The 24,802-nt window shown below is 67.9% G+C and carries 21 protein-coding genes, 1 other RNA gene and 2 pseudogenes; 7 read left to right on the plus strand and 17 right to left on the minus strand.

All coding sequences use genetic code 11. From position 1 onward, the window contains the following. Window positions 1-36: 36 nt before the first annotated feature. The 3 genes from RD110_RS24125 to dapF all read right to left on the minus strand — a co-directional run bounded on the left by RD110_RS24125 (window position 37) and on the right by dapF (window position 2,951). Complete coding sequence (locus tag RD110_RS24125; protein WP_076205593.1) at window positions 37-975, minus strand: tyrosine-type recombinase/integrase; 939 nt, start codon at window positions 973-975, stop codon at window positions 37-39. A 240-nt stretch (window positions 976-1,215) separates the two neighbouring features. Then, complete coding sequence (locus RD110_RS24130; RefSeq protein WP_076202835.1) at window positions 1,216-1,902, minus strand: DUF484 family protein; 687 nt, start codon at window positions 1,900-1,902, stop codon at window positions 1,216-1,218. A gap of 164 nt (window positions 1,903-2,066) precedes the next feature. Beyond that, the gene (gene dapF, locus RD110_RS24135; RefSeq protein ID WP_076205596.1) at window positions 2,067-2,951 is read right to left on the minus strand and encodes a diaminopimelate epimerase; all 885 of its coding nucleotides are present in this window, start codon (window positions 2,949-2,951) and stop codon (window positions 2,067-2,069) included. Between the two features lie 127 nt (window positions 2,952-3,078). Between dapF and RD110_RS24140 the strand changes: the two are divergent. Together RD110_RS24140 and RD110_RS24145 are read left to right on the plus strand one after the other, a co-directional pair. Further along, window positions 3,079-3,915 (plus strand): annotated as a pseudogene (locus RD110_RS24140) (MBL fold metallo-hydrolase); the annotation flags it as partial. A 97-nt stretch (window positions 3,916-4,012) separates the two neighbouring features. Beyond that, window positions 4,013-4,348: a hypothetical protein gene (locus RD110_RS24145; RefSeq protein WP_076202838.1), complete on the plus strand. Its 336-nt coding sequence runs from the start codon at window positions 4,013-4,015 to the stop codon at window positions 4,346-4,348. 57 nt (window positions 4,349-4,405) lie between these two features. Here RD110_RS24145 and rnpB read toward each other — a convergent pair. Further along, an RNA gene (gene rnpB, locus RD110_RS24150) (RNase P RNA component class A) lies at window positions 4,406-4,747 on the minus strand. A gap of 99 nt (window positions 4,748-4,846) precedes the next feature. Between rnpB and cysK the strand changes: the two genes are divergently transcribed. Continuing rightward, complete coding sequence (gene cysK, locus RD110_RS24155; RefSeq protein WP_076202841.1) at window positions 4,847-5,764, plus strand: cysteine synthase A; 918 nt, start codon at window positions 4,847-4,849, stop codon at window positions 5,762-5,764. Window positions 5,765-5,774: 10 nt separating this feature from the next. Beyond that, entirely contained in the window at window positions 5,775-6,914 is a 1,140-nt protein-coding gene (locus RD110_RS24160) for a hypothetical protein (protein WP_076202844.1), read from the plus strand. 1 nt (window position 6,915) lies between these two features. Here RD110_RS24160 and RD110_RS24165 read toward each other — a convergent pair whose 3' ends face one another. The 13 genes and pseudogenes from RD110_RS24165 to RD110_RS24225 all read right to left on the minus strand — a co-directional run bounded on the left by RD110_RS24165 (window position 6,916) and on the right by RD110_RS24225 (window position 21,291). Beyond that, window positions 6,916-7,215 carry a type II toxin-antitoxin system RelE/ParE family toxin gene (locus RD110_RS24165; protein ID WP_076202846.1) on the minus strand — a complete coding sequence of 100 codons (300 nt, stop codon included), beginning with the start codon at window positions 7,213-7,215 and terminating at the stop codon, window positions 6,916-6,918. 21 nt (window positions 7,216-7,236) lie between these two features. After that, window positions 7,237-7,521, minus strand: a complete 285-nt coding sequence (locus tag RD110_RS24170; protein WP_076202849.1) for a type II toxin -antitoxin system TacA 1-like antitoxin — start codon at window positions 7,519-7,521, stop codon at window positions 7,237-7,239. A 54-nt stretch (window positions 7,522-7,575) separates the two neighbouring features. After that, window positions 7,576-11,130: a molybdopterin cofactor-binding domain-containing protein gene (locus RD110_RS24175; protein WP_076202852.1), complete on the minus strand. Its 3,555-nt coding sequence runs from the start codon at window positions 11,128-11,130 to the stop codon at window positions 7,576-7,578. Window positions 11,131-11,351: 221 nt separating this feature from the next. Beyond that, window positions 11,352-11,807, minus strand: a pseudogene (locus RD110_RS28715) ((2Fe-2S)-binding protein); the annotation flags it as partial. 9 nt (window positions 11,808-11,816) lie between these two features. After that, window positions 11,817-12,527 (minus strand): bifunctional nicotinamidase/pyrazinamidase, encoded by a 711-nt coding sequence (gene pncA, locus RD110_RS24185; protein WP_076202855.1) that lies wholly within the window; start codon window positions 12,525-12,527, stop codon window positions 11,817-11,819. A gap of 23 nt (window positions 12,528-12,550) precedes the next feature. Continuing rightward, window positions 12,551-13,282 carry an ABC transporter ATP-binding protein gene (locus RD110_RS24190; RefSeq protein WP_076202857.1) on the minus strand — a complete coding sequence of 244 codons (732 nt, stop codon included), beginning with the start codon at window positions 13,280-13,282 and terminating at the stop codon, window positions 12,551-12,553. Beyond that, a complete protein-coding gene (locus tag RD110_RS24195; RefSeq protein ID WP_076202860.1) occupies window positions 13,279-14,076 on the minus strand; it encodes an ABC transporter ATP-binding protein in 798 nt (265 codons plus the stop codon). Before RD110_RS24195 ends, RD110_RS24190 begins: the two co-directional genes overlap by 4 nt. Next, window positions 14,073-15,983: an ABC transporter permease gene (locus RD110_RS24200; protein ID WP_076202863.1), complete on the minus strand. Its 1,911-nt coding sequence runs from the start codon at window positions 15,981-15,983 to the stop codon at window positions 14,073-14,075. Before RD110_RS24200 ends, RD110_RS24195 begins: the two co-directional genes overlap by 4 nt. 204 nt (window positions 15,984-16,187) lie before the next feature. Next, on the minus strand, window positions 16,188-17,384 hold the full coding sequence (locus RD110_RS24205; RefSeq protein ID WP_076202866.1) for an ABC transporter substrate-binding protein: 1,197 nt from the start codon (window positions 17,382-17,384) through the stop codon (window positions 16,188-16,190). Between the two features lie 59 nt (window positions 17,385-17,443). After that, complete coding sequence (locus tag RD110_RS24210) at window positions 17,444-18,028, minus strand: amino acid synthesis family protein (protein WP_076202869.1); 585 nt, start codon at window positions 18,026-18,028, stop codon at window positions 17,444-17,446. Window positions 18,029-18,055: 27 nt separating this feature from the next. After that, window positions 18,056-18,697 (minus strand): amino acid synthesis family protein, encoded by a 642-nt coding sequence (locus RD110_RS24215; RefSeq protein WP_076202872.1) that lies wholly within the window; start codon window positions 18,695-18,697, stop codon window positions 18,056-18,058. A gap of 25 nt (window positions 18,698-18,722) precedes the next feature. After that, complete coding sequence (locus tag RD110_RS24220) at window positions 18,723-19,670, minus strand: UPF0280 family protein (RefSeq protein ID WP_076202875.1); 948 nt, start codon at window positions 19,668-19,670, stop codon at window positions 18,723-18,725. Window positions 19,671-19,680: 10 nt separating this feature from the next. Next, complete coding sequence (locus RD110_RS24225) at window positions 19,681-21,291, minus strand: 6-hydroxynicotinate reductase (RefSeq protein WP_076202877.1); 1,611 nt, start codon at window positions 21,289-21,291, stop codon at window positions 19,681-19,683. A 230-nt stretch (window positions 21,292-21,521) separates the two neighbouring features. On the opposite strand from RD110_RS24225, the gene RD110_RS24230 reads away from it, so the two are divergent. The 3 genes from RD110_RS24230 (at window position 21,522) to RD110_RS24240 (ending at window position 24,771) form a co-directional block, all read left to right on the plus strand. Continuing rightward, window positions 21,522-22,208, plus strand: a complete 687-nt coding sequence (locus tag RD110_RS24230; RefSeq protein ID WP_076205598.1) for a TetR/AcrR family transcriptional regulator — start codon at window positions 21,522-21,524, stop codon at window positions 22,206-22,208. Between the two features lie 30 nt (window positions 22,209-22,238). Continuing rightward, window positions 22,239-23,432: an amidohydrolase family protein gene (locus RD110_RS24235; protein ID WP_076202880.1), complete on the plus strand. Its 1,194-nt coding sequence runs from the start codon at window positions 22,239-22,241 to the stop codon at window positions 23,430-23,432. A 79-nt stretch (window positions 23,433-23,511) separates the two neighbouring features. Then, on the plus strand, window positions 23,512-24,771 hold the full coding sequence (locus RD110_RS24240) for a serine hydrolase domain-containing protein (RefSeq protein ID WP_076202883.1): 1,260 nt from the start codon (window positions 23,512-23,514) through the stop codon (window positions 24,769-24,771). Window positions 24,772-24,802 lie beyond the last annotated feature (31 nt).

The raw sequence follows: 24,802 nt of genomic DNA on the forward strand, positions 1-24,802 counted from the left end.
TGTCGGGCCTGGCCGGCTTTTGCCATGGCCGCCGCTCTACTTCTTCTTCGCCCGTGGATGCGCCGCATCGTAGGCGCGCGCCAGATGCTGGAAGTCCAGCCGCGTATAGACCTGCGTGGTGCTGATGTTGGCGTGGCCCAGCAATTCCTGCACAGCCCGCAGGTCGCCGCTGGACTGCAGCACGTGGCTCGCGAACGAATGGCGCAGCATGTGTGGATGCACGGGCGTGGCCAGGCCCGACATCTGGCTGCGCCGCTGCAGCCGCTGCCATACCGACTGCGCCGTGAGGCGTGTGCCGTAGCGGCCAAGGAACAACGCGGGCGACAGCGCCGCGCCGTCGATCTCGCCGCGCACCGCGAGCCACGCCCGCAGCGCCTCGGCCGCCTTGGCGCCGATCGGCACGCTGCGCCGCTTGCTGCCCTTGCCCAGCACATGGGCTTCGCCGGCATCGAGGTCGATCCAGCCGCGCGCCTGGGCGCCGGCCTGCACGTCGAGCCCCGTGAGTTCGCCCACGCGCAGGCCGCCGCCGTAGAGCAGTTCGACCATGGCCGCGTCGCGTGCTTCGAGCCAGGGGTCGTCGGCTTCGTTCTTGAAGTCGGCGAACTGCTGCGTGTCGTCCACGCCCAGGGCCTTGGGCAGCGGCTTGGCGGCCTTGGGCGCTCGCACATCCTGCACCGGGTTGCTGGCCACCAGGCCTTCACGGCCAAGCCAGTGGAACAGGCCGCGCCAGCCGGAGAGGATGAGCGCGATACCGCGCCCGCTGCGGCCCTGGCTGTGCATCTGCGCGACCCAGCGCCGGATGTGGCTGTGCTGGATCTGCGTGAGCGCCACGCCAGCCTTCGCGGCGGACTCGGCGAGCTTCTGCAGGTCGAGCGTGTACAGCGCGACGGTGCGCGCGGCGAGGCGCTTTTCGATTTCGACGTGGGCCAGGTAACGCGTGATGAGGGCCTGGTCGTCCTTCGACAGGCTCAGGATGGGCGGAGAAGGCCCTTCGACAGGCTCAGGGCGAACGGGGGGAAAACTCGAACCCACTCCGATTACCCCACCCCGTTCGTGCTGAGCCTGTCGAAGCATGTGTCCTCCCGCACCGGCGCTTCGGCAGGCTCAGCACGAACGGGGGTGGGAAAGGCACGCGGCACGGATCACCCCTTCCCGTTCGTGCTGAGCTTGTCGAAGCATTTGGACCCGCGTGACGCGCGCATCGGCCATCGCGCCCTATGCCGAGCGCAGCCGCGACAGCGCGGCGCTCGCCAGTTCGGCGATGCGCTCCAGGAAGTCCGTCCCCATCGCCGACTCGAAGCGGTGCGCGTCGGGCGACGCCAGCACCAGCATGCCGAAGGCCGGGCCGGTGCTGTTGAGCACGCCGGGGCGCAGCGGCATCAGGGCGATCGACATGGCCGCGGCCGGGTCGGGCAGCCAGGACACGGCCTCGAAGCCCGAGTTCACGCCGCAGAACGGCGCGGTCAACGACGAGGCGAAGGTCTTCGCGTCTTCGCTCACGCCCTGCGCATAGGCGGCGCCCATGTAGGCCTCGGCCACGCCCCAGACCTTGATGGCCACCTGCGGCACGCCGAACTGGCTCTGGATCTCGCTGGCGATGCGCTCGGGCAGTTCGCTGGCCACGCGCGTGGTGAGCAGGTTGCGGGCCCAGCGCTGGAGCTTGTCGGCGATCAGCACGTTTTCGTTGCCGTTGCGCACCATGTCCATGATGCGGTGCTCCAGGCCCTTGATCTTCTCGCGCAGCATCTCGGCCTGGCGTTCCTGCAGGCTCACGGCGCGGTTGCCGTGCGGGCTGGTCATCTGCACGGCGGCCAGCACTTCGGAATGGCGCTCGAAGAATTCGGGGGTGTTGATCAGGAAGTTGGCGATGTCGTCTTCGGTGATCGGGTTGGTTTGGTTCATAAGTTTTTGGAACACCCCCAAGTCGCTCACTTCGTGCAGCTCCTCCCCCCTTGCAGGGGGCGATACCAGCGGCCCGGCAAAGCCGGTTCCGCGGTATCTCTCGAAGGAGCGTCCAAAGCTGACGATGGGCGGGTTTTGTTGAAGTGAGGATTGGTTTAGGAACTTTAAGCCGACAGGTTTTCCGGAATAGTGATCTCGCCCGAAAACACGGTGGTGGCGGGGCCGGTCATGTAGACCGGGTCGCCCAGCTGGCCCGACCAGGCGACGCTGAGCATGCCGCCATGGGTGTAGACGTCCACCTGGCGCTCGAGCAGGCCCAGCCGGATGCCGGCCACCACGGCCGCACATGCGCCGGTGCCGCAGGCCAGGGTTTCGCCCGCGCCGCGCTCGAAGACGCGCAGGCGGATGCGGCCGCTGTCGAGCACCTGCATGAAGCCGGCGTTGACCCGGTTGGGAAAACGCGGATGGTGTTCGACCAGCGGGCCCAGCAGGGCCACCGGCGCGGCTTCCGTGTCTTCCACCACATGCACGGCATGCGGGTTGCCCATCGACAGCACGGCGACCACATAGGGTGCGAGCTGCACCGCGTGGTCCAGCATCAGCGGCCATTTCTGCCACGCGCCGACCGGCTCCGGCACGAGGCCGGCGGCGTCGAAGGGCACCTGGGCCAGATCGAACACCGGCGCGCCCATGTCGACCGTGACACGGCCGTCGGCCGTGAGCAGGGGTTCGATCACGCCGCTTTTGGTCGCCACGCGGATGCGGTCCTGGGTGGTGAGGCCCGTGTCGCGCACGAACCGCGCGAAACAGCGCGCGCCGTTGCCGCACTGCTCGACCTCGCCGCCGTCGGCGTTGTGGATCACGTATTCGAAGTCGATGCCTGCCGCGGGCGACGGCCGCACGCTGAGGATCTGGTCCGCGCCCACGCCGAAATGGCGGTCGGCCAGGAACCGGTACTGGGCGGCGCTCAGGCCGAACAGGCCGGCGGTTTCATCGAGCACGACGAAGTCGTTGCCCGCGCCCTGCATCTTGGTGAATGGGATGTGCATCGCCGGATTATCGGCGGACGCCACGTCAGCGTTCGAAAAAACGAACGCGACGCTTTGGCGGCAGAATGCGCGCATGGTCCGCCCCAGCCAACACCTGAAATCCGCGCCCGACTTCGCGCTCACCACCGACTGGCAACACCAGCAGCCCGTACCGCTGCTGCAAAACGTGCTGCGGCTGACGGCGCCCAACCCCGGCATGATGACCGGCCCGGGCACCAACAGCTACCTCGTCGGCGATGCAGGCGCCGGCTTCATCGCCATCGACCCGGGCCCGAACGACCCTGCGCACCTGGACAGGCTCTGGCGTGCTGCGGGCGGTGACATCCGCGCCATCGTCTGCACCCATTCGCACCCGGACCATTCGCCGGGCGCGGCGCCGCTGCAGGCACTTTGCGCGCACACCCGGCCGCCGGTGCTGGGCTTGCCTTCGGCCCCCACGGCGCGCGTCGACAGCCAGTTCAGACCCGACCGCGCGCTACAGAATCAGGAGCTGCTGACGCTGGACTCTCCTGCGCAAAAGCACACTTTGAAGGTGATCTTCACGCCCGGCCATGCGGCCAACCACCTGTGTTTGGTGCTGGTGGAAGACGGCTTGCTGTTCTCCGGCGACCACATCCTCAATGGCAGCACCACGGTGGTCAGCCCGCCCGACGGCGACATGACGGCGTATCTGGATTCACTCGACATCCTGAGTGCCGCCTGCGATGAACACGCCATCGATTTCATCCTGCCTGCCCACGGCCACGTGCTCGCCCAGGCCAGCACCGCCATCGCCCACCTCAGGGCGCACCGCCTGAAACGCGAGGCCAAGGTGCTGGCGGCCATGCAGGCCCATCCTGCCGGCAGCATGGACGACTGGGTGGCCCAGGTGTATGACGACGTGCCGCCAAGGATGTGGCCGGTGGCGCAGCGTTCGATGCTGGCGCACGTGTTGCGCCTCAGGGCCCTGGGGCTGGCCGCGTAGGACAAGGCCGAACCCATCGCAAGCGGCTCTCCGACCGGAGAGCCTGGGTACCGCACCGCAAAATCCCGCAAGTTTTTCTCGACCCAAGGATTTTCGAATGTGCGCCACCCGCGTGGGAACCCTCTCCGTCAGCTGCCAGACCGACGAACGTGATGCCGGCATGGACTATGGCCCGATGGCCAACGTCTGGCAGGGCGGCGGAGCCGCGCAGTGGCTCCGGGCTGGCGTGCGTCGCATCGTCTCGGCCTGTGGCGGCCGCATGGCCAGCGCGGGTTTCGCCGATCGCTACGCCGACGATCTCGAGAGCGAACGCGCTGAACTTGAAGCCCAGGGCATCCGGACCGTGGCACGCACGGCCGATCTGTGCGTGATGGAAGCGCCCGGCGGCCAGCGGTTCTTCGTGGTGGCCCCTTCGCGTTTCCACACGCTGTAGGCACAGCCCGGACCCGTTGCGACGATAGAAGCCGCCGATCCAGGCTGGCGGTGAATAGTGTGAAGCTCGCCGATAAGCCGGATTCTGTGCATTCCCAGCACCTTGCAGCGCCGGGAACGTGACCGCCATTAATCTGGGCCGGGGGTCGCCCACCCGGCTCGATGCTACCTACCCGCCAACTCCGGGGGCCCCGTCAACGTTGGCCTACTTGGTATTGCTGCGCGTAGAGATTGCCCGTTTCACCCAAGTCGGGCTTTTGCCCGACCTGACTCGTCTCTGTTGCTCTGATCCTCACCTCACGGTGGACAGCCATTAGCTGCTACGCTGCCCTGTGCAGTCCGGACGTTCCTCCAGTGCCTGGTTTCCCAGATTGCACCAGCGGCGGTCTTGGCGAGCTTCACGGGGCGATTATGCCCGGCGGGCAACGCGGCGCGCGAAGCTGCAAAATCGGCGTTTCCCGTCACCGCTGCAACCGCCACCAACATCCAAGGAGTCAACATGAAAGCCGACAACGTCCTCGCCACCATTGGCAACACGCCGCACATCCGCATCAACCGCCTGTTCGGCGCGGGCGCGAACGTCTGGGTGAAGTCCGAGCGCAGCAACCCCGGCGGCTCCATCAAGGACCGGATCGCCCTGGCCATGGTGGAAGACGCCGAGAAGTCGGGCAAACTCAAGCCCGGCGGCACCATCATCGAGCCGACCTCGGGCAACACCGGCATCGGCCTGGCCATGGTGGCCGCGGTCAAGGGCTACAAGCTGGTGCTGGTGATGCCCGACAGCATGTCCGTCGAGCGCCGCCGGCTGATGCTGGCCTACGGCGCGAGCTTCGACCTCACGCCGCGCGAGAAGGGCATGAAGGGTTCGATCGCACGCGCCGAGGAACTCGTGGCCAGCACGCCCGGCGCGTGGATGCCGCAGCAGTTCGAGAACCCGGCCAACATCGACGTGCACGTGCGCACCACGGCGCAGGAGATCCTGAACGACTTCCCGGACGGCCTGGACGCGCTGATCACCGGCGTGGGCACGGGCGGCCACCTCACCGGCTGCGCGCGCGTGCTCAAGGCCAAGTGGCCGCAACTCAAGGTGTTCGCGGTCGAACCCAAGGCTTCGCCGGTGATCTCGGGCGGCGCGCCGTCGCCGCATCCGATCCAAGGCATCGGCGCGGGCTTCATCCCGAAGAACCTGGACACCAGCCTGCTCGACGGCGTGATCCAGGTCGACGCCGAGCCTGCGCGCGAGATGGCGCGCCGCTGCGCGCGCGAAGAAGGCCTCTTGGTCGGCATCTCCAGCGGCGCCACGCTCGCCGCCATCGCCGAGAAGTTGCCGGAACTCGGCGCGGGCGCCAAGGTGCTGGGCTTCAACTACGACACCGGCGAACGTTACCTTTCGATCGAAGGCTTCCTGCCCGCGTGATCTCGCAGCGATGACATCCAGAGCCCACATCAGCATCACCGCACAGACCGGGCAGGCCGAACTCTCCGCGCCCCAGAAGAAGTTCAACACGCTGGTGCAGAAGATCGCCGCGCAGCGCAAGCTGCTCGGCGACTGGCAGGAGGCCATCCCGCTGTTCCAGCAACGGCGCGCGCGTGAACTCGATCCGCTGCTCGCAAAGCTCGATGGCGTGAGCACCGAGCTCGTGGCGTTTCTCGACGGCGCCTACGCGCAGAAAGGCCTGAGCAAGACCGACCGCAGCAAACTGGCCGGCATCATCTGCGACCTGGCCGACACGCTGATGCAGGGCGACCGTGCCGAAGCCATGAAGGCCATCTACAACAAGTACAGCGCCACCGATTTCGACACCGAGGCACGCGAGGCGCAGCAGGCGATGAAGACCCTGCTCGAGGAAGACCTCGGCATCGAACTCGGCGACGAGGTGGACATGGATTCGCCCGAAGCCGTGATGCGCGCGCTGCACGCGCAGATGGAAGCCGAACAGGCGCGCATGGACCACATCGCCGCCGAAAAGGAAAAACACCGCAGCCAGCACCGCAAGAAGTCGGCGCGCGAAATCAAGCAACAGGCCGCCGAAAAGGACGCGAGCCAGTCGCTGCGCGAGGTGTACCGCAAACTCGCGAGTGCGCTGCACCCCGACCGCGAAACCGACCCGGCCGAACGCGCGCGCAAGACGGCGCTGATGCAGCGCGTGAACCAGGCCTATGCCAACAAGAACCTGCTCGACATGTTGCAGTTGCAGATCGAGGCTGAACAGATCGACCCGGAGCGCATGGCCAACCTCAGTGCCGAGCGGTTGCGCCACTACAACCAGGTGCTGACCGACCAGTTGCGCGAACTGCAGCAGGAGGTCAAGGACACGGAACTTTCGTTCAAGAGGCAGTTCGGCATCGCCCCGATGGAAAAGGTCACGCCGGCGAACATGATGTCCATCCTGCGCGAACAGGTGCAATGGCTGGCACACGACATCCACCAGATGAAAAACCAGCTCGCCCACCTGGACGACCTGAAGACACTCAAGCTGTGGATCAGGACGCAGGTGCAGCGGTCGGCCGACTTCGATGCGTTCGGCATGGACGAAGATTTCGACTTCGACGACTACCGGCGTTGATTCAGGGCAGGCGTTTGAAGTCCGCTTCGCGCTGGCTGCGCACCGCCAGCACGAACACCGTGTCGATGGCCGCGAGGTAGTGGTACAGCGCAACATAACCCCGGGTCGCACGGCCGATCACGAGTTCGCGTTTGCCGCCTTGAACGGGTCGGCCGATCAGCGGACTGTGGGTCAGGATCTTGAAGGCTTCCAGGATTTCGCCAATGCGCTCCGGCGCCGCGCCTGGATCGTGTTGCGCGATGTGGTCGAAGAAACGATCGAAGTCGTCGAACACCTCGGGGGCGAGTTCGATGCGCGCCATGAACGGTTCAGCGCCCTGGCATCAACGGCCCAGTTTGCGCGCGGCGGGTCTGCGGGGCCGTTCACCGTTCGCGCGGGCCGCGAGGTAGGCCTTGGCCTCATCCCAAGGCACGGTCTCGCCGGTAGCGCGCACCCGAGCCCAGCGTTCGTCAGCCACGGCACTGAAGGCGTTGTCCCGCTCAACCTGCTCCACGGTGTGCGCAATCGCCTCGAGAATGAAGGCATGTGCCGTCTTGCCGGCCTGCTCGGCGGCGGCGGCGATGCGCGACTTGAGTTCGTCGTCGATGCGGATGGTGGTGGTGGACATTGGAAGCCTCCTGTCAGGAGGAAATGTAGCACGAATGCGCTACGCCAGCAAACCTCAATGCGGTAACGCACGCACCCGCGCCACGGCCTCGGGCAGATCCGCCCAATTCGGCTTGCCTGGCGCGAACCGCTGCCGCATATACCCCGCGATCTCCGCCACCTGCGCGTCCGACAGGTTGTGCCGGAAGGCCGGCATGAAGCCGACGTCGCGGCCCGCCGGTTCCTGCACACCGTCGAGGATGGTCCGCAGCAGGTTGTCCGGGTGGTCGCTGTGCAGCTTGCTGCTCAGCGCCAGGGGCAGGTTGAGGCCGAGCAGGCGCGGGCCGTCGCCGTCGTGGTGGCAGGCGCCGCAGGCACCGTCGAACAGGCGCTGGCTGGCGTTGGGCAAGGCCTGGCCGGCCTGTGCGGCCTGCTGCACCACGGCTTTGGCATCGACCGGGCTGGCGGACTGGAACGAGGCCAGGTAAGACGCCATCGCACGCACATCGGTATCGGGCAAGGCCGCGAGTTCACGCACCACCCGCGCCATCGGCCCGCCCGCGGCGCCGTGTTCGGCGGCATGGCCGTGACGCAGATAGCGGTACAAGGCGTCGGCGCTCCAGGGCACGGGGGACCTGGACAGGGCCGTCAAGGCAGGCGCCTCCCAACCATCGACCAGCGCCCCCGCCAGGTAGGCCTGGCCGCCCTGCTCCGCACCCAGCGCGTTGCGCGGCGTGTGGCAGGCACCGCAATGGCCGAGGCCGTTGACCAGGTAGGCGCCGCGGTTCCATTCCGCGGACTGTTGCGGCTCGGCCCGGTACGGCGTGGCGTCGTGGAACAGCGCATTCCAGCCGACCATCAGCGCACGCTGGCTGTAGGGGAAAGACATCTCGGCCGGCTTGGTTGCAGCCGACACGGCCGGCTGCGCCATCAAGTAGGCGTACAGGGCCGTGAGGTCTTCGTCGCTGGTCTTGGCGAACGCGGTGTACGGAAAGGCCGGATACAGATGGTGGCCGTCGCGCGAGATGCCTTCGCGCATGGCGCGCTGGAACGCGGCCAGCGACCAGCGGCCGATGCCAGTGTCGGGATCCGGCGTGAGATTGGTCGTGTAGACGGTGCCGAACGGCGTGTGCATGGCCCGGCCACCCGCGTTCGGCACGCCGCCGGCCGTGGTGTGGCAACCCACGCAGTTGCCCACCGCGGCGAGCTGGCGGCCGCGTTCGATGGTGGCGTCGGTGTAGACGGAAGCCGTGCCCGCCGTGATCGGCGCGAGGGCCGTGCGCCCGCCGAACAGCGCCGTGCCCAGGCCGATCACCCCCGCCAACACGGCGCCGGCCGTGGCCCACGCCGTGCGGCCCTTCGGCAACGGCAGGCCGGCAAGCGCGCTCCGATCCCCATCCTGATTTCGATACGCTCCCGATTGGATAGCAGCCAGCGCAGTTCCTGCCTGCTCTGGCGGCACATTCAATGCTGCACGCACGACTTCCGGGGTGAACGGCGGCGCCCGGAAGCGCACGCCGGTGGCGTCGAAGATGGCATTGGCGATGGCCGCCGTGCCCGGCACCGAAGCCGATTCGCCAGCACCCAGCGCCGGTTCGCCGGGCCGCGGCATGTGCAGCACCTCGACCACCGGCACCTCGCGGAAGCTCAGGATCGGATAACTGCCCCATTCGGCATTGGCGACGACGTTGCTGCCGGGCGTGAAGCGCACCTCCTCCTTCAGCGCGCGGCTGGTGGTCTGCAACACGTTGCCGTGCACCTGGTGCTCGACGCCGGCCGGGTTGACCATCAACCCCGCGTCGTGCCCCACCACCACGCGGCGCACGTGCACCTCGCCGGTCTTGCGGTTCACATCCACGTCGGCCACCCAGGCCGCCCAGGCCGCGCCGTAACCCGGCCATTTGCTGTGGATGTAGCGCGCGTAGGCGAAGCCCTGGCCCTGCAGCCAGTCCCCGTCGGCCGCCTGTCGCTGCGGCGCGGTGTGCGGTTTCCAGCCGGCCTTCTGCGCGGTGGCGCGCACCAGCTCGGCGGCGCGCGGATCGTCCAGGTGGCGCAGCCGGTAGTCCACCGGGTCCGCGCCCGCAGCGGTGGCCAGTTCGTCGATGTAGGACTCGTGGGCGAAGGCGTTCGGCAAGGCCGACACGCCGCGCAGCCACGACGAGCGCACGATCGGCGCCATGTCGTGCACGCGCACGCGCAGGTTCTCGAAGCTGTAGGGCGGGCGCGCCGTGCGGTCGCCCATCTCGAAGGCCTGGGCCACGGGTTCGATGCTGCGCGTCAGCAGCAGGGCCAGCGTGGGTGCGCCGTTCGAGGGGTAGGAGGTCTGGAAGTCGTAGCCGGCCGCCGAGCCATCGGCGTTCAGCCCGCCCCGCACTTCCATGAGCTGCGCCGTGCCCTTGGGCTCCCACAGGTGTTCCTGCGCACGCGTGAGCTGCACGCGCACCGGCGCGCCCACGGCCCGCGACAGCAGCGCGGCATCGGCCGCCACGTCGTCGGCTCCGTTGCGGCCGTAACAGCCGGCGGCCTCCATGCGCACCACGTCGATGGCAATATCGGGCAGGCCCATCAGACGCGACAGGTCGAAGCGCAGCACATGCGGGTTCTGCGTGCCGGCCCAGACCTTGAGTGATGCACCCTGCCAATCGGCGACCGCGCACGACGGCCCGATCGACGCATGCATCTGATAAGGCCATAGATAGGTGCGCGGCATGGACTCGGCGGCGCCCGCCAGCGCCGCATCGACATCGCCTTCGTCCACCAGTTGGCGCGTGGTGCGCGGGTTGTCGCGGATGGCCTGCGCCACGTCCTGCTGGTCCGGCATGCCCGGCCATGGCTTCCAGCGCACCTGCAGGTCGGCCAGCGCCTGCTCGGCCTGTTCCTCGCGTTCGGCGACGATGCCGACGAAATCGCGGATCACCACCACCGCGCGGATGCCGGGGATGTGCGCGATGGAGCCCTCGTCCACCGATTCCAGCGTGTTGCCGATGAAGTCGCCATGGTCGGCGCCCGCGTAGGGCGGGCGCACCACGCGGCCGTGCAGCATGCCCGGCAAGCGCATGTCGTGCACGAAGACCAGTTCGCCGGTAAGTTTGTCCAGCATGTCCACTCGCGGCACGGACTGGCCGACGACGCGGTAGTCCTTTGGGTCCTTCACCGGCGTGGTCAGGTCGAGCATCAGCTCGACGTGCTGGCCCGCCAATGCTCCGCCGATGCCGGCGGCACCGCGTCGCCCAAGCCAGGCGCGGGCCTGCGCGGCGGCGCGGCGCAGTGGCTCGGCATGCAGCTGGATCGATGCACTGGCGATGGTCGCGCCCTGGTTCGGCGCGCGCGCGGTGTCGCCGAGCACCATGTGGATGCTGTCCATGGCCACGTCGAGTTCTTCGGCCACGATCTGCGACAGGGCGGTGCGAATGCCCGTGCCGAGGTCGACGTGGCCGTTGAGCGCGGTGACACTGCCGTCGTCCCACACGGCGAGCAGCACCTCGGCACCTTCGGCTGGATTTGCACCGACCGCCGCGGGCTGTCCCGGGACGGGCACAGTGGCCGGCAGTGGCTCGCGCAACACCAGCAGCACACCGGTGGCGGCACGCAACTCGGCGCGCGACAAGACCGTGTCGGCGCGGCGGGTCATGGGGCGGGCGTCCCTGCTCCCCGTTCGGGCTGAGCCTGTCGAAGCCGCTTCAGGCGCTCAGGCCCTTCGACAAGCTCCGGGCGAACGGGAGAAAACGCATCGCCCCGCTCTTCCACCCCGTTTGTGCCGAGCCTGTCGAAGCGGGCTTCCTGTCCCACAGGTGCTTCGACAGGCTCAGCACGAACGGAAGGGGGCACCAGCTCAGCACGAACGGGCGAGGTCGCCATCAGCACGGCCGCACGCCGCACCGCCTGCAGGATTTCCAGGTGCGTGCCGCAGCGGCACAGGTTGTGCGAGAGTTGCCGGCGGATTTCGTCCTCGGTCGGCGCCGGTGTGTGCCGCAGCAGCGAGACCGTCATCATCACCATGCCGTTCAGGCAGTAGCCGCATTGCGCGGCCTGGGTGTCGAGGAAGGCCTGCTGCACGGGATGCAGGCCGGCGGCCGTCTTCAGGCCTTCAAGCGTGGTGACGTCACGCCCGGCCATGCCGCGCGCGGGGATCACGCAGGCCCGCGCGGCGATGCCGTCAACGAGCACCGTGCACGCGCCGCATTCCCCCAGGCCACAGCCGTATTTCGGGCCGTTCAGCGCGAGATCGTTGCGCAGGAAGTGCAGCAGCGTGGCCTGGTCGGTGCCGCGGACGGTCTGGGTTTGTCCGTTGACGGTGAGCGGGAACACGGCCTGGGATCAGCTCTCGATGTCGGCCGAATGGATGCGCTTGACCTTCTGCGCGGCCATCTGCTTCCACGCCGCCGCCAGCGAGCCGTTGAGGTCGATGGCGCGCGTGGCATCCTCGACCACATAGACCTCGAAGCCGGCCTTGCGCGCGTCCATCGCCGTCCAGGCCACGCAGAAATCGGTGGCCAGGCCGGTGACGAACACGGTCTTGATGCCGCGCGCCTTGAGGTAGCCGGCCAGGCCGGTGGCGGTCTTGTGGTCGGCTTCCTCGAAGGCGGAATAACTGTCCATGTCCTTGTGGAAGCCCTTGCGGATGATCAGCTGGGCCGTGGGCAGCTTCAGCGCCTGGCTGACCTCGGCGTCGGCCGTGCCCTGCACGCAGTGGTCGGGCCAGAGCACCTGGGTACCGTATTTGAGCTGGGTGGTTTCGAAAGGCTTTTTGCCGCTGTAGCTGCTGGCGAACGAGGCATGGCCGGCGGTGTGCCAGTCCTGCGTGACGACGATGTTCTCGAAGGCCGGCGCGAGCCGGTTGATGACCGGGATCACCTCGGCGCCGCCCTTCACGGCGAGCGTGCCGCCCTCGAGGAAACAGTTCTGCACGTCGACGACGATCAGCGCGGCCGTGCCCGGCTTGATCTTGCCTGCGGCCGATGCGGCGAGGCCGGTGCCGCCGAAGAAGCCCAGGGCGGCGGTGGATTTCAACAGGGTTCTGCGTTGCATGTCGTTCTCCGAAATGAGGGCGGTCAGACGCTCAGGTAGGCGCGGCGCACTTCGTCGTTCGCCGCGAGTTCGGCCATCGTGGCCTGGTACCGGATCTGGCCTTTTTCGAGCACGTAGGCGCGGTCGGAAACCAGTTCGGCGAAGTGCATGTTCTGCTCGGACAGCAGGATGCTCACGCCCTGCGCCTTGAGTTCCAGGATCATGTTGGCCATCTGCTCCACGATCACCGGCGCCACGCCTTCGCTCGGCTCGTCGAGCAGCACCAGGTAGGGGTTGCCCATCAGCGTGCGCGCCACGGTCAGCATCTGCTGCTCGCCGCCGCTCATGCGGCCACCGGGGCGGTTGGGCATCTCGCCAAGGTTGGGGAACAGCGCGAACAACCGCTCGGGCGTCCACACCGGCGCGGCCGTGCCGTCGGACCATTGGCGCGGCGGCTGCTTGCCGACCTCGAGGTTCTCCAGCACGGTGAGGTCGGTGAACACGCGCCGGTCTTCGGGCACGAAGCCCAGGCCGAGGCGCGCCGCCACATGCGGCTCGCTCTTCGAGATGTCCTGGCCCAGGAAGTGGATCGCGCCGCGGCGCTTGGCGAGCATGCCGATCAGCGCCTTGAGCGTGGTGGACTTGCCCGCGCCGTTGCGGCCCATCAGCGCCACCACTTCGCCACGCCGCACGCTCAGGTCCACGTCGTACAGGATCTGGGCGGCGCCGTACCAGGCTTCCAGGCCCTTGGCCTCCAACAGCATCTGCGCGCTCATGCGGCGGCCCCCACGTGAAGGGCCGCGGCCTTCTCGGCGATCTTCTCGAAGGTTTTTCCGCTGCCGAAATACACCTCCTGCACCTTGGGGTGGTCGCGGATCTCGAGCGGCTTGCCCTGTGCGATGAGCCGGCCGCGCGCCAGCACGATCATGCGGTCGGCATAGGCGAAAACCACGTCCATGCTGTGTTCGGTGAAGAGCACGGCCATGCCGCGGTCGATCACCAGTTGTTTGGTCAGGGCCATGAGGGCGTTGCGTTCCTTGGGCGCCATGCCGGCCGTGGGTTCGTCCATCAGCAGGAGCTTCGGGCTGTTGGCCATGGCGATGGCGAGTTCGACGCGTTTCACGTCGCCGTAGGCGAGTTCGCTGCAGGGCCGGTCGGCCTGGGCCCTCATGCCGACCTGCTCGAGCAAGGCCAATGCTTCGTCACGTTTGTGGTCGGAAGCCCGGCGCCACATCGAGAACAGCCGGCCGTCGTGCGAGAGCAGCGCCATCTGCACGTTTTCCACCACGGTGAGCGAGGCGAAGGTTTCTGCGATCTGGAAGGTGCGGCCCACGCCCATGCGCCAGATCGCGCGCGGCTTCCTGCCCACAAGTTCCTGGCCGTCGAAGACGATGGAACCCTGGTCGGCCCGGAGCTGGCCGTTGACCATGTTGAAGGTGGTGGACTTGCCCGCGCCGTTGGGCCCGATCAACGCCAGCAGTTCGCCGGCTTTGAGTTCGAAACTGATGCCGTCCACGGCCTTCACGCCGCCGAAGGACTTGCCGAGGTTGTTGACTTTGAGAAGGCTCATGCTTTGACCGCCTCAACCTTGACGGGCGCACGCCGCAGCTTGTCCGAGAGTTGTTTGGCAAAGCCCGCGATGCCTTGCGGGAACAGCAGCACCAGCAGCAGGATGATGCCGCCCAGCATCGCCCGCCAGTAGTCGGTGTTGCGCGCCACGGTGTCGTGCAGCCAGGTGAAGGTGACCGCGCCGACCACCGGGCCGGCCAGGGTCTGCACACCGCCGAGCAGGACCATCACCAGGCCGTCGACCGACTTGCCCACGCTCATGGTCTCGGGCGAGATGCTGCCCTTGGAAAACGCGTAGAGCGAGCCCGCGAGGCCGGCCACTGCGCCGGCGATGATGAAGGCCACCCACTGCATGCGCTTGACGTCGATGCCGATGGCGTCGGCGCGCAGCACCGAGTCGCGGCCCGCGCGCAGGGCATAACCGAAAGGCGAGAACAACACCCGGCGCAGCCACCACACACCGGCGGCCACCAGCGCCAGCGTGAGCCAGTAGTAGATGCGCTTGTCGGCCAGCCATTCGGCCGGCCACACGCCGGTGAGGCCATTGCTGCCGCCGGTGAACGCATCCCACTGGTAGGTGACGGCCCAGGTGATCTGTGCGAAGGCCAAAGTGAGCATGGCCAGGTACACGCCCGACAGCCGCACCGCGAACCAGCCGAAGACGAAGGCGCCGAGGCCGGCCACGAACGGCGCCAGCACCAGGGCGAGCTCCATCGGCAGGCCGCTGGCGCGCACCAGCAAGGCCGCGCCGTAGGCACCGAGGCCGAAGTAGGCCGCATGGCCGAACGAATGCATGCCGGCCGGCCCCATGATGAAGTGCAGGCTCGCGGCGAACAGCGCGGCGATCAGCAGGTCGATCATCAGCACCATGGTGTAGGGTGCGTCGGCGGTGAGCAGCGGCATGGCGGCCAGCACCAGGCCGAAGATGGCGGCGGCAACCACATAGGTTTTGCTCGCGCGGCGCAGCGGCTCTTCCTGCATGCCCACATAACGGCTCGGCGCCTGCGGCCGGCCGAACAGGCCCCAGGGGCGCCACACCAGCACCACGGCCATCACCAGGAAGTCGACCACGAGGGTGAGCTTGGAAAACGAGATGCTGTAGCCGAAGATCTCGACCACACCGAGCCAGATGCACACGGCCTTGATCTCGGCGATCAGCAGCGCGGCCGCATAGGCCCCGGGGATCGAGCCCATGCCCCCGACCACCACCACCACGAAGGCCGAGCCGATGGTGTTGAGGTCCAGTTCCAGCGTGGCCGGCTCGCGCGGCAACTGCAGCGCGCCGCCCAGGCCGGCGAGCAAGGCGCCGAGGGCGAACACGGCGGTGAACAGCCAGGCCTGGTTGATGCCGAGCGCGCTCACCATCTCGCGGTCCTGCGTGGCCGCGCGCACCAGGGTGCCGAAACGCGTGCGCGTGAGCAGCAGCCACACCAGCCCGAGCACGATGGGGCCGACGACGATCAGGAACAGGTCGTAACTCGGGAACTGCCGGCCGAGGATCATCACCGAACCCGACAGACCGGGGGCACGCGGGCCGAGCAGTTCATCGGGGCCCCAGAGCCAGAGCACGGCATCCTTGATGACCAGCACCAGGGCGAAGGTGGCGAGCAACTGGAACAGCTCGGGCGCCTTGTAGATGCGGCGCAGCAACACCACCTCGATCAGCGCGCCAAGCACCCCCACGGCCAGTGCCGCCAGGATCAACGCCGGCCAGAAGCCCAGCCCAGCCCCGAGCTTCTCGACCAGGGTGTAGGCGAGGTAGATACCCACCATGAAGAAGGAGCCGTGCGCGAAGTTGACGATGCGCGTCACGCCGAAGATCAGCGACAGGCCGGCCGCCACGAAGAACAGCGAGGAAGCGCCCGCCAGCCCGTTGAGCAGTTGGACGATGAAACCCGAGAAACTCATCTAGCGAGACTTCCAAAATTGATGGCGCGCTGTGTCCGTTCGGGCTGCGCCCGTCGATGCCCCTGCCTACCGATGAAACACTTCGACAGGCTCAGTGCGAACGGGAGGGAATCGGCGTTCGTGCTGAGCTTGTCGAAGCCTGCCCACCTCATACATGCACTTCGACAAGCTCAGTGCGAACGGAGGTGGGAGTGACATGCATCGTCAATCCTTCGCTCGGGCCTTGGCTACTTCCGCCGCCGGCGGCTGGAACTTGGCGCCATCGAAATACGTGTAGTCGACCATCACACCCTTGCCGCCTTCGTTCTTCGTCTTTCCGACGAAGGCGCCCATGGTCGACTGGTGGTCTTCGGGGCGGAAGCTGATCTTGCCGAACGGCGTGTCGACCGGCAGGCCCTTGAAGGCCTCGACGAGCTTGGCGCTTTCAAGGCTCTTGGCCTTGGCGATGCCGGCGGCCGCAGCCTTGATCATGGTGTAGCCGACCACCGAGCCCAGGCGCGGATAGTCCTTGTACTTGTCGTGGTAGGCCAGGAAGAAAGCCTTGTGTTCCGGCGTCTGGATGCCGTACCACGGGTAGCCGGTGACGATCCAGCCGTTCGGCGTTTCGTCCTTCAGCGGATCGAGGTATTCGGGCTCGCCGGTCAGCACGCTCACCACCTCGCGGTCCTTGAACAGGCCGCGGGTATTGCCTTCGCGCACGAACTTCGACAGGTCGGCACCGAACAGGACGTTGAAGATCGCGTCGGGCTTGGCGTCGGCCAGGGCCTGCGCCACGCTGCCGGCGTCGATCTTGCCCAGCGGCGTGGCCTGCTCGCCGACGAATTCCACGTCGGGCTGCGCGGCCTTCAGCAAGCCCTTGAACGCGGCCACGGCGGACTGGCCGTATTCGTAGTTGGGGTAGACGAAAGCCCAGCGCTTCTTCTTGAGCTTGACAGCTTCGGGCACCAGCATCGCGGCCTGCATGTAGGTGCCCGGGCGCAGGCGGAAGGTGTACTGGTTGCCGCCCTGCCAGGTCATCTTGTCGGTGAGTGGCTCGCCGGCCAGGAAGAAGAATTTCTTCTGCTTGGCGAAGTCGGCCACGGCCAGGCCGGTGTTCGACAGGAAGGTGCCGGTGAGGATGTCGATCTTCTCGCGCGAGACCAGTTCCTCGGCCACGCGCACCGCATCGCCGGGGTTGGCGTTGTCGTCGCGGGTGATGAGCTCGAGCTTCTTGCCGAGCACGCCACCCTTGGCGTTGATTTCGTCCACGGCGAGTTCCATGCCCTTCTTGTAGGGCTCGAGGAAGGCCGGCTGCGCCTTCCAGCTGTTGACCTCGCCGATCTTGATCACGCCCTGGGCATGGGCCGCGGGCCAGAACGCCAGCGCGGCGGCGGTATAGAACAGGGGACGCAACAACTTCATGGCAAAACTCCTGGAAGGTTCAAAAAGATCCGGAAACGGGTGAAGGCAAAGGCAGGAGACTACCGCAGTCCGTCCTGGCCCACGATCTCCGAAGCCTGCAGTCCGCCGATGCGCGCCAGCGGCCGGCCGCTGGCGGTGACCACCACGGCCACCACGATCTCGCGGGCGCGCGGCGCATCGGCCACGCGGGCTTCCATGGCGTCGAAATGGCTGCGGACATAGGCCGCGTCCTTGTGGCCCAGCGGCACGTCGATGGCCGTGCCCAGCCCGCCGAGCTTCTTGGCCGAAGGCACGAGGGCCGCGCCCTTCTCCACCGCCTGGCGCAGCGGCGCACCGAGCTTGGGATGCAGGATGGCCGCGGCGTGTTCCAGCTCGCCCGCTTCGCCGACGATGGCCGCCTTGCCGTAGCTGTGCGCGGCGCCGGGCGCGATGCCCAGCGCCTTCACGCATTTCTCGCCCAGCAGGCCGCCGAGTTCCTCGCCGATGGCCACCAGCTGGTCGAGGTTTTCGGAATAACTGCCGGCATAGGGGTTGTCGATCACGGCCATGGCCAGCGCGCGGCGCGTGGGCGGATTCACGGCCTGGCCCATTTCGATCAGGACCTCATCGACCTGGACGATGATTTTGCGGATGTTGGCAAGCATGGTTGTCTCTTGAAATGATGGTTGGATTCAGCGCAGGCCGTCCCACTTCGTGATGCCTTCGGGCTCCAGCCCACCGACACGCGAATGCACACGTGCACCCGAGGCCATGGTCAGGATGTAGACGATCTCGTCGGCGGCCGGCGCGCCCGGCACGCGCACCTCGATCGCGTCGAAATGGCTGCGCACGTAGCTTGCGTTGATGTGGGTCAGCGGCACGTCGAGCGCGGTGCCGGGGCCGCCGACCTTCTTGGTCGAGGGCACGATGGACAAGCCATTGCCTGGTTGGCCGGTCTTGTCCTCGGCCTTGCCCGCCTTGTAGGCGTTGCGGTCACCCTTCCAGCCCAGCAGTTCACGCATCGCATAACCCCCCGGCACATGCCATAAGGCGCCGTGCTCCAGCTCGCCTGCGGCACCGACGATGGCGCCCTTGCCGTAGCTGGCGATGCGCTCGACCGGCAGCTGCATGGCGGCCAGCAGCCGGCGCGCCATGTCGATGCCCACGGGTTGCAGCGCGTCCATCATCGGCAGGATGTCGGGCTCGTAGCGACCGGCGAACGGATTGGTCAGCACCGCGCCGATGGCGCCGCGCACCAGCGGCACGGCGGCGACCGGGCCGAATTCGTGGTTGATTTCTTCCACGTGGGTGAAGATGCGGCGGATGGTGATCATGGGGTGGCAGGCTCTCTGAATTTCATTAAGCAAATACTGAACCAAGTTGCGGGGGTCCAGGCCGAGTATCGGCGGATGGCGGCATCCCCGGACTGCGGGTTTGCGCCCATTGCCCCTGGCAGACCAGGGTGGCGGACCACAACAGCCCGGCCTGCTGCAGCGCCTCCGCCCTGGCCAGGCCCGCGGCCAGCGCTTCGCGCACCAGCGCCTCGGGCAAGGGCGGCACCTGGACGGTGACGGGGATGTCGCCAAGGTCGGTATCGTCCTTGAGCGTGTTGGCGGGACGCCTTTCGATGCCGGGATGCGGCACGTCGACCGCATTGGCCACCACCGTGGCGGCGGCGTCGGCCTCGGCCGCCGTGGCGGCCAGGATGGTCACGCTGTCGGCGATGCCGAGCGAGAAACTGCGACCACGCCAGCCGCTGGTGGCCACGCCGCGCGCGGGCGACTCGTAGGCGAGTTCGCACTGCGCGTCGGTGCGCAGGCCCTGCGGCGTTTCGGCCGCCTCGGCCATGGCCGGCCCCCAGCGCGCCAGGTCGGCGAACAGCCCGATGCGCACCGACTGGCCCGGCGTGAGGTAGACGGCGATGTCGCCGCCGTTGTTGACCCAGGCACGGCCTACGCCGGGCCGGTGGTAGCAGGCGATGAGCTCCTGCGCCACGGCGCCGGCCACGGCGGCCATCGGCGTGATGAACTCGGCGCGGTAAGGCGCACAGGCGGCCCACATGCGCCGCGCCACTCGGCCGTCCAGGCGCGCACCGGCCGGGGGCAAGGGCCCGGTGGGCGGCAACGGCAGGCGCAGCGCCCGGAGTTCGGCCACCAACTCCGGCAGCAGGGTGTAGAACCGTTGCCAGGCGGCCTCGTGTGCGAGCTGTACGGCCAGCGATTCGCCCTCGGCGCCGATCACAATGTCCATCGGACCGTTCTGAAAGTGCCATCGCCCGTCGGGCAGTCGCGCGCGTTGAGCTTTCATGGCCCGGATCTCAACCGAGCAGCGGCGGCTGCCCGAGGGGCCAGGGGTTGGCCGCGGGATTCTGTGCCCACAAGCGGGCCGTCGGCGCACCCTCGTTGTGCCATGCACCAGCTTGCAACATCTGCTCCAGGCTGTGCACGTGGGCCATGTGGCCGCCCAGGCGCTGGTAGTCCGCCAACCGCATGCTGAATTCCATCGGTGCCACGATGGCCGGCGTGGGCACGGTGCCGAAGCTTCGGTCCGGCATGCGCAACACATCGACCATCACCGTGATGCCCCCGCCGGGCCACACATAGGCCGGCGCGCCGCCGCAGGTCACGTTGACCAGGGCCTGCTTGATGGCGCGCGTGAGCAGCACGGGGTTTTCCGTCACGCCCGCGCGCAGGCTGCCGCCGGCGCCGCCGAGGAACAGCACGGTGCACAGCGAGGGCTCGCAGTTGTCGCCGATGCGCGCGATGATGCGGCGCACGCTCTCGGGCATGGGCTGCTCCACCGGCTTCAGCGCCTCGTCGAGCACGTACCAGGCCGCGTGTTCGCCGGTGGTCGAGGTCATCAGCAGCCGCAGGCCCGGGCGCGCCACGCCGGCATCCCAGCCTTCGATGATGGACAGCGGATCGGCGATGTCGGTGCCGCCCCAGCCGGTGCCGGGATTCGCCACCTGGAAGTACCGGCCGGGTGTGGACTTGCGCCCGCGCATCTGGATGCCCGAGCGCGGCATGTCGAGGCAGCGGCCGGCCTGGTGTTCGGTCAGCACGCCGGTGATGTGGTCGTCCACCACCACCACCTCGTCGGCCTCGCCATAGAGCTGCTTGGCGAAGATGCCGACAGCCGCCGAGCCGCAGCCCACACGCATGCGCTGCTCTTCCACGCCGTTGACGATGGGCGGCCGGCCGGCCTGCACCACGAGCTGGGAGCCGCCGTCGATGGTGAGCTCCACCGCCTGCTTGTTGCCCAGCGCCTCCATCATCTGCACGGTGACGCGGCCCTCCTTCTTGCTGCCGCCGGTGAGGTGGTGCACGCCGCCGAGCGAGAGCATCTGCGAGCCGTATTCGGCCGTGGTCACGTGGCCGACCACCTCGCCCTTGCAGCGCACGTTGGCCTGCTCGGGCCCGAGGTAGCGGTCGGTGTCGATCTTGACCTTGAAACTGCAGTAGCTGAAGATGCCCTCGGTGACGACCGTCACCATGTCCACGCCCTGCGCCTTCGAGGCGACGATGAACGGCGCGGGCTTGTAGTCGGGATAGGTGGTGGACGCGCCGACGCCGGTGACGAAGACCTCGTCGGCCAGGAGCAGGTCGCCGCTCCAATCCGGTGCGCCAGCCTCCTCGCCGGTGCGCCCGGCGAACGGCACCAGGGGCGCGGACGCATCGACCAGCGCGCGGCGCAGCAGCACCACCGGATCGACCCGCACCAGGGTGCCGCCCTGGTTGGCGTAGCGGTCGCAGGCGCCGCTGCGGCCATCGGATATCTGGCACAGCACCGGACAGGCGTTGCACTCGATCTTCTCGCTGGCCATGCGTTCGCTGCGTGGGCGCGCACGCTCCAGCACCTGCGGCTCGGTTCCGAACGTGGTGGCGGCCTCCATGGCGGGCAGGCCGTCCGTTTTGGTGTGTTCTGTCATCGATGATCTCGTGGGGCGGCCGTTTTCAGGGCCTTGACGAAACGCTTGTACCGGCGCGGCAATCTATGTAGTATTCACTTCAAACAAATGTTGCAAGCACTACATGGACCGTCGAATTTATTTTGGCATAAGCATCTGCCTGCCGCAACACATTCCGCATGCGGCGCGCGTCCGCCATCGGTAAAGACGGCATGAGCACACCGTTGCCGTCCGCCGCGAAAACGCGCCGCATGCCCGTGGCACGCAAGGCCGCGAGCGCCGCCAGGGGCGGGCCCGCCAGACCCGCCAAACCCGGGGTGCGCGAGCTCAGCGCCCAGGCCACGCGCGACAGTATCCTGCGCGCGGCCGCCAAGGTGTTCGCCAAGCATGGCTACGACGGCGGCAGCGTGGAGAAGATCTCCACCGCGGCCAAGTCGTACGACCGCATGATCTATTACTACTTCGGCAGCAAGGAAGGCCTGTACATCGAGGTGCTGGAAGACGCCTACCGCCGCATGAACGAGGCCGAGGCCCGGCTCGCGCTCGACGTGGCGCAGCCGGTGGCCGCGCTGCGGGCCGTGATCGCGTTCGTGCTCGGCTACTACCGCAGGAACCCGGCCTTCATCACGCTGCTCAACACCGAGAACCTGCATAAGGGCCGCCACATCGGCAAGTCGCTCAGGGCGCGCGAATATTCCTCGCCGGCCATCGCCATCATCGGCCGCATCCTGGAAGAAGGCATGGCGCAGAAGCTGTTCCGTACCGACATCCAGACGCGCGACGTGTACCTGATGATCGCCTCGATGGGCTACTTCTACATCTCCAACCGGCACACGCTGTCGGCCTTTCTCGGCGAGAACCTGGAAGCGCCCGAGGCGGTGGCCCATTGGGAAGGCTTCGTCACCGAAACCGTGTTGCGCACCGTCCGCCTCCCGTAGAAAACCTCCACCCCACGAAAGAACACCACCATGGCAGAAATCGCAGCCGGCGCCAAGTCCGGCAAGGTCGTCATCCAGAACATCGGCCTGCTGCTGTCGGGCGACATCGACCGGCCCATCCTCGACGCCGACACCATCGTCGTCTTTGATGGCCTGATCACGGCGGTCGGCAAGTTCAAGGACTGCGACACCGCCGAGGCGCGCACCGTCATCGACGCGAAGCAGACCTGCGTCGCCCCCGGCCTGATCGACAGCCACGTGCACCCGGTGTTCGGCGACTGGACGCCGCGGCAGAACCAGCTCGGCTGGATCGAGTCGACGATGAACGGTGGCGTGACCACCATGGTCTCGGCCGGCGAGGTGCACCTGCCCGGCCGGCCGAAGGACATCGTCGGCCTGAAGGCGCTGGCCATCACCGCGCAGCGCGCCTTCGACAACTTCCGACCCGGTGGCGTGAAGGTGATCGCCGGCGCGCCGGTCATCGAGAAAGGCATGGTCGAGCAGGACTTCAAGGACCTGGCCGAGGCCGGCGTGGGCCTGCTCGGCGAGGTCGGGCTGGGTTCGGTAAAGGCCGGCTACGAAGCGCAGCAGATGGTGGCCTGGGCACGCAAGTACGGCATCCAGAGCACCATCCACACGGGCGGCCCGTCGATCCCGGGCTCGGGCCTCATCGACAAGGACGTGGTGCTGGAAGCCGACGCCGACGTGATCGGCCACATCAACGGCGGCCACACCGCGCTGCCCGAGGCGCATGTGTGCGAGCTGTGCGAGAAGTCCAGCCGCGCCATCGAGATCGTGCACAACGGCAACGAGAAAGTGGCCATCGCCGCCGCGCAGGCCGCGTTGCAGCTCAAGTGCCCGCACCGCGTGATCCTCGGCACCGACGGGCCGGCCGGCTCGGGCGTGCAGCCGCTGGGCATGCTGCGCCTGATCGCGCTGCTCTCCAGCCTGGGCAACATTCCGGCCGAGCTGGTGTTCTGCTTTGCCACCGGCAACACCGCGCGCATCCGCCAGCTCAACTGCGGCCTGATCGAGGTCGGCCGCGCGGCGGATTTCGTGTTCATGGACAAGGCCCAGCACACGGCCGGCCGCAGCCTTCTGGAAAGCGTGCAGCTCGGCGACATCCCCGGCGTGGGCATGGTGATGATCGACGGCATCGTGCGCTGCGAGCGAAGCCGCAATACGCCGCCGGCGACCACGGTGCCGGTCTACGCGCACCACTGAACCGCACGCGCGGTTGCCGCGCGACAGGATGCGCGACGCGCTGCAGCTACCATCGCGCCCAGCTCCAAACCGGCCCGCCATGCACCACATCCTCAGGATTTCGCCCGCCCTTGCCCTGACGCTGGCCCTTGCGCTGGCCGCGCCGGGCGCCACCGCCGCGCCAGACGAAGAGGCGCTCGGCAAGGCCGCCGGCTACCCTGCCGGCCGCAACCTCGCGCAGGCCGCCCAGGAGCCCTACATGGTGGGCTCCTATAGCGCCATGGACAGCCTGGCCGGATCCTGCAGCCTGGCGCCGGCCGCCCAGCCGCTGGCACTGCCCAAGGCCGCTTCGGAGCCGAGTTTCCGCTACCGCTTCGGCGCGCGCACGCTGAGCCTGGACGACTACATGGAACATCAGCGCGCCATGGCCGTGCTGGTGCTGAAAGACGGCGAGATCGTCGCCGAGCGCTACAACTACGGCCGCGAGCCGGGCATGCGCATGCTCTCCAACTCCATGGCCAAGACCGTGGTGGCGCTGGCCATGGGCAAGGCGCTGGAGGAAGGCCTGGTGCGCTCCCTCGACGACACCGCGGCCACCTACGCGAAAGAACTCGCCGGAACGCTCTATGGCGAAACGCGCATCGTGAACCTGCTGCGCATGGCGTCCGGCGCACGTTACGTCGAGGACTACACACCGACCGACGACCGGGCCCGCTTCAATGCCGCGCGCCGCCGCGCGGGCATCGTCGAGGCGCTGCGCGGCGTGACCGAACGCACCGACGCCGAAGGCAGTCGCTTCAACTACAGCGGCGCCCAGACCGACGTGCTGGGCCTGGTGCTGCGCCACGCGACGGGCCGAAGCCTGTGCGACTACGTGGCCGAGAAGATCTGGCAGCCGCTGGGCGCCGAGGCCGAGGCGAAGTGGCTGCTGAACCCGACCGACCACATGGAGCAGGCCCAGGGCGGCTTCAACGCCACCGTGCGCGACTATGCACGCCTGGGCTGGTTGCTGGCCAACGACGGCCAGGCCCAGGGCCGGGCTGTTTTGACGCGCGACTACCTGTTGGCCATGACCGAAGCCGCGCGCCAGCCCGAAGCCTTCCGGCCCGGACGCATGGACCACAAGGGCAGCAGCTACTCGGGCTACGGCTTCCAGACCTGGCTGCTGCCTGGCAGCCATCGCCGTTTCGCGCTGCTGGGCATTCACGGACAGGCCATCTTCGTGGATCCGGAACTCAAGCTCGTCGTGGTGCACACCGCGGTCGGCAAGGACGCCAGTGGCGACGCGAGCGGCAACCACCTGGGCGCCGAGCGCGACGCTCTGTTGCGCGGCATCGTCGCGCGTTACGGGCAGTGGTGAAGGGCTCCGGCCGGGCCCGAGCAGGATCGCG

Source organism: Rhodoferax koreense, assembly GCF_001955695.1.
In the GTDB taxonomy this organism is placed as follows: Bacteria; Pseudomonadota; Gammaproteobacteria; order Burkholderiales; family Burkholderiaceae_C; genus Rhodoferax_B; species Rhodoferax_B koreensis.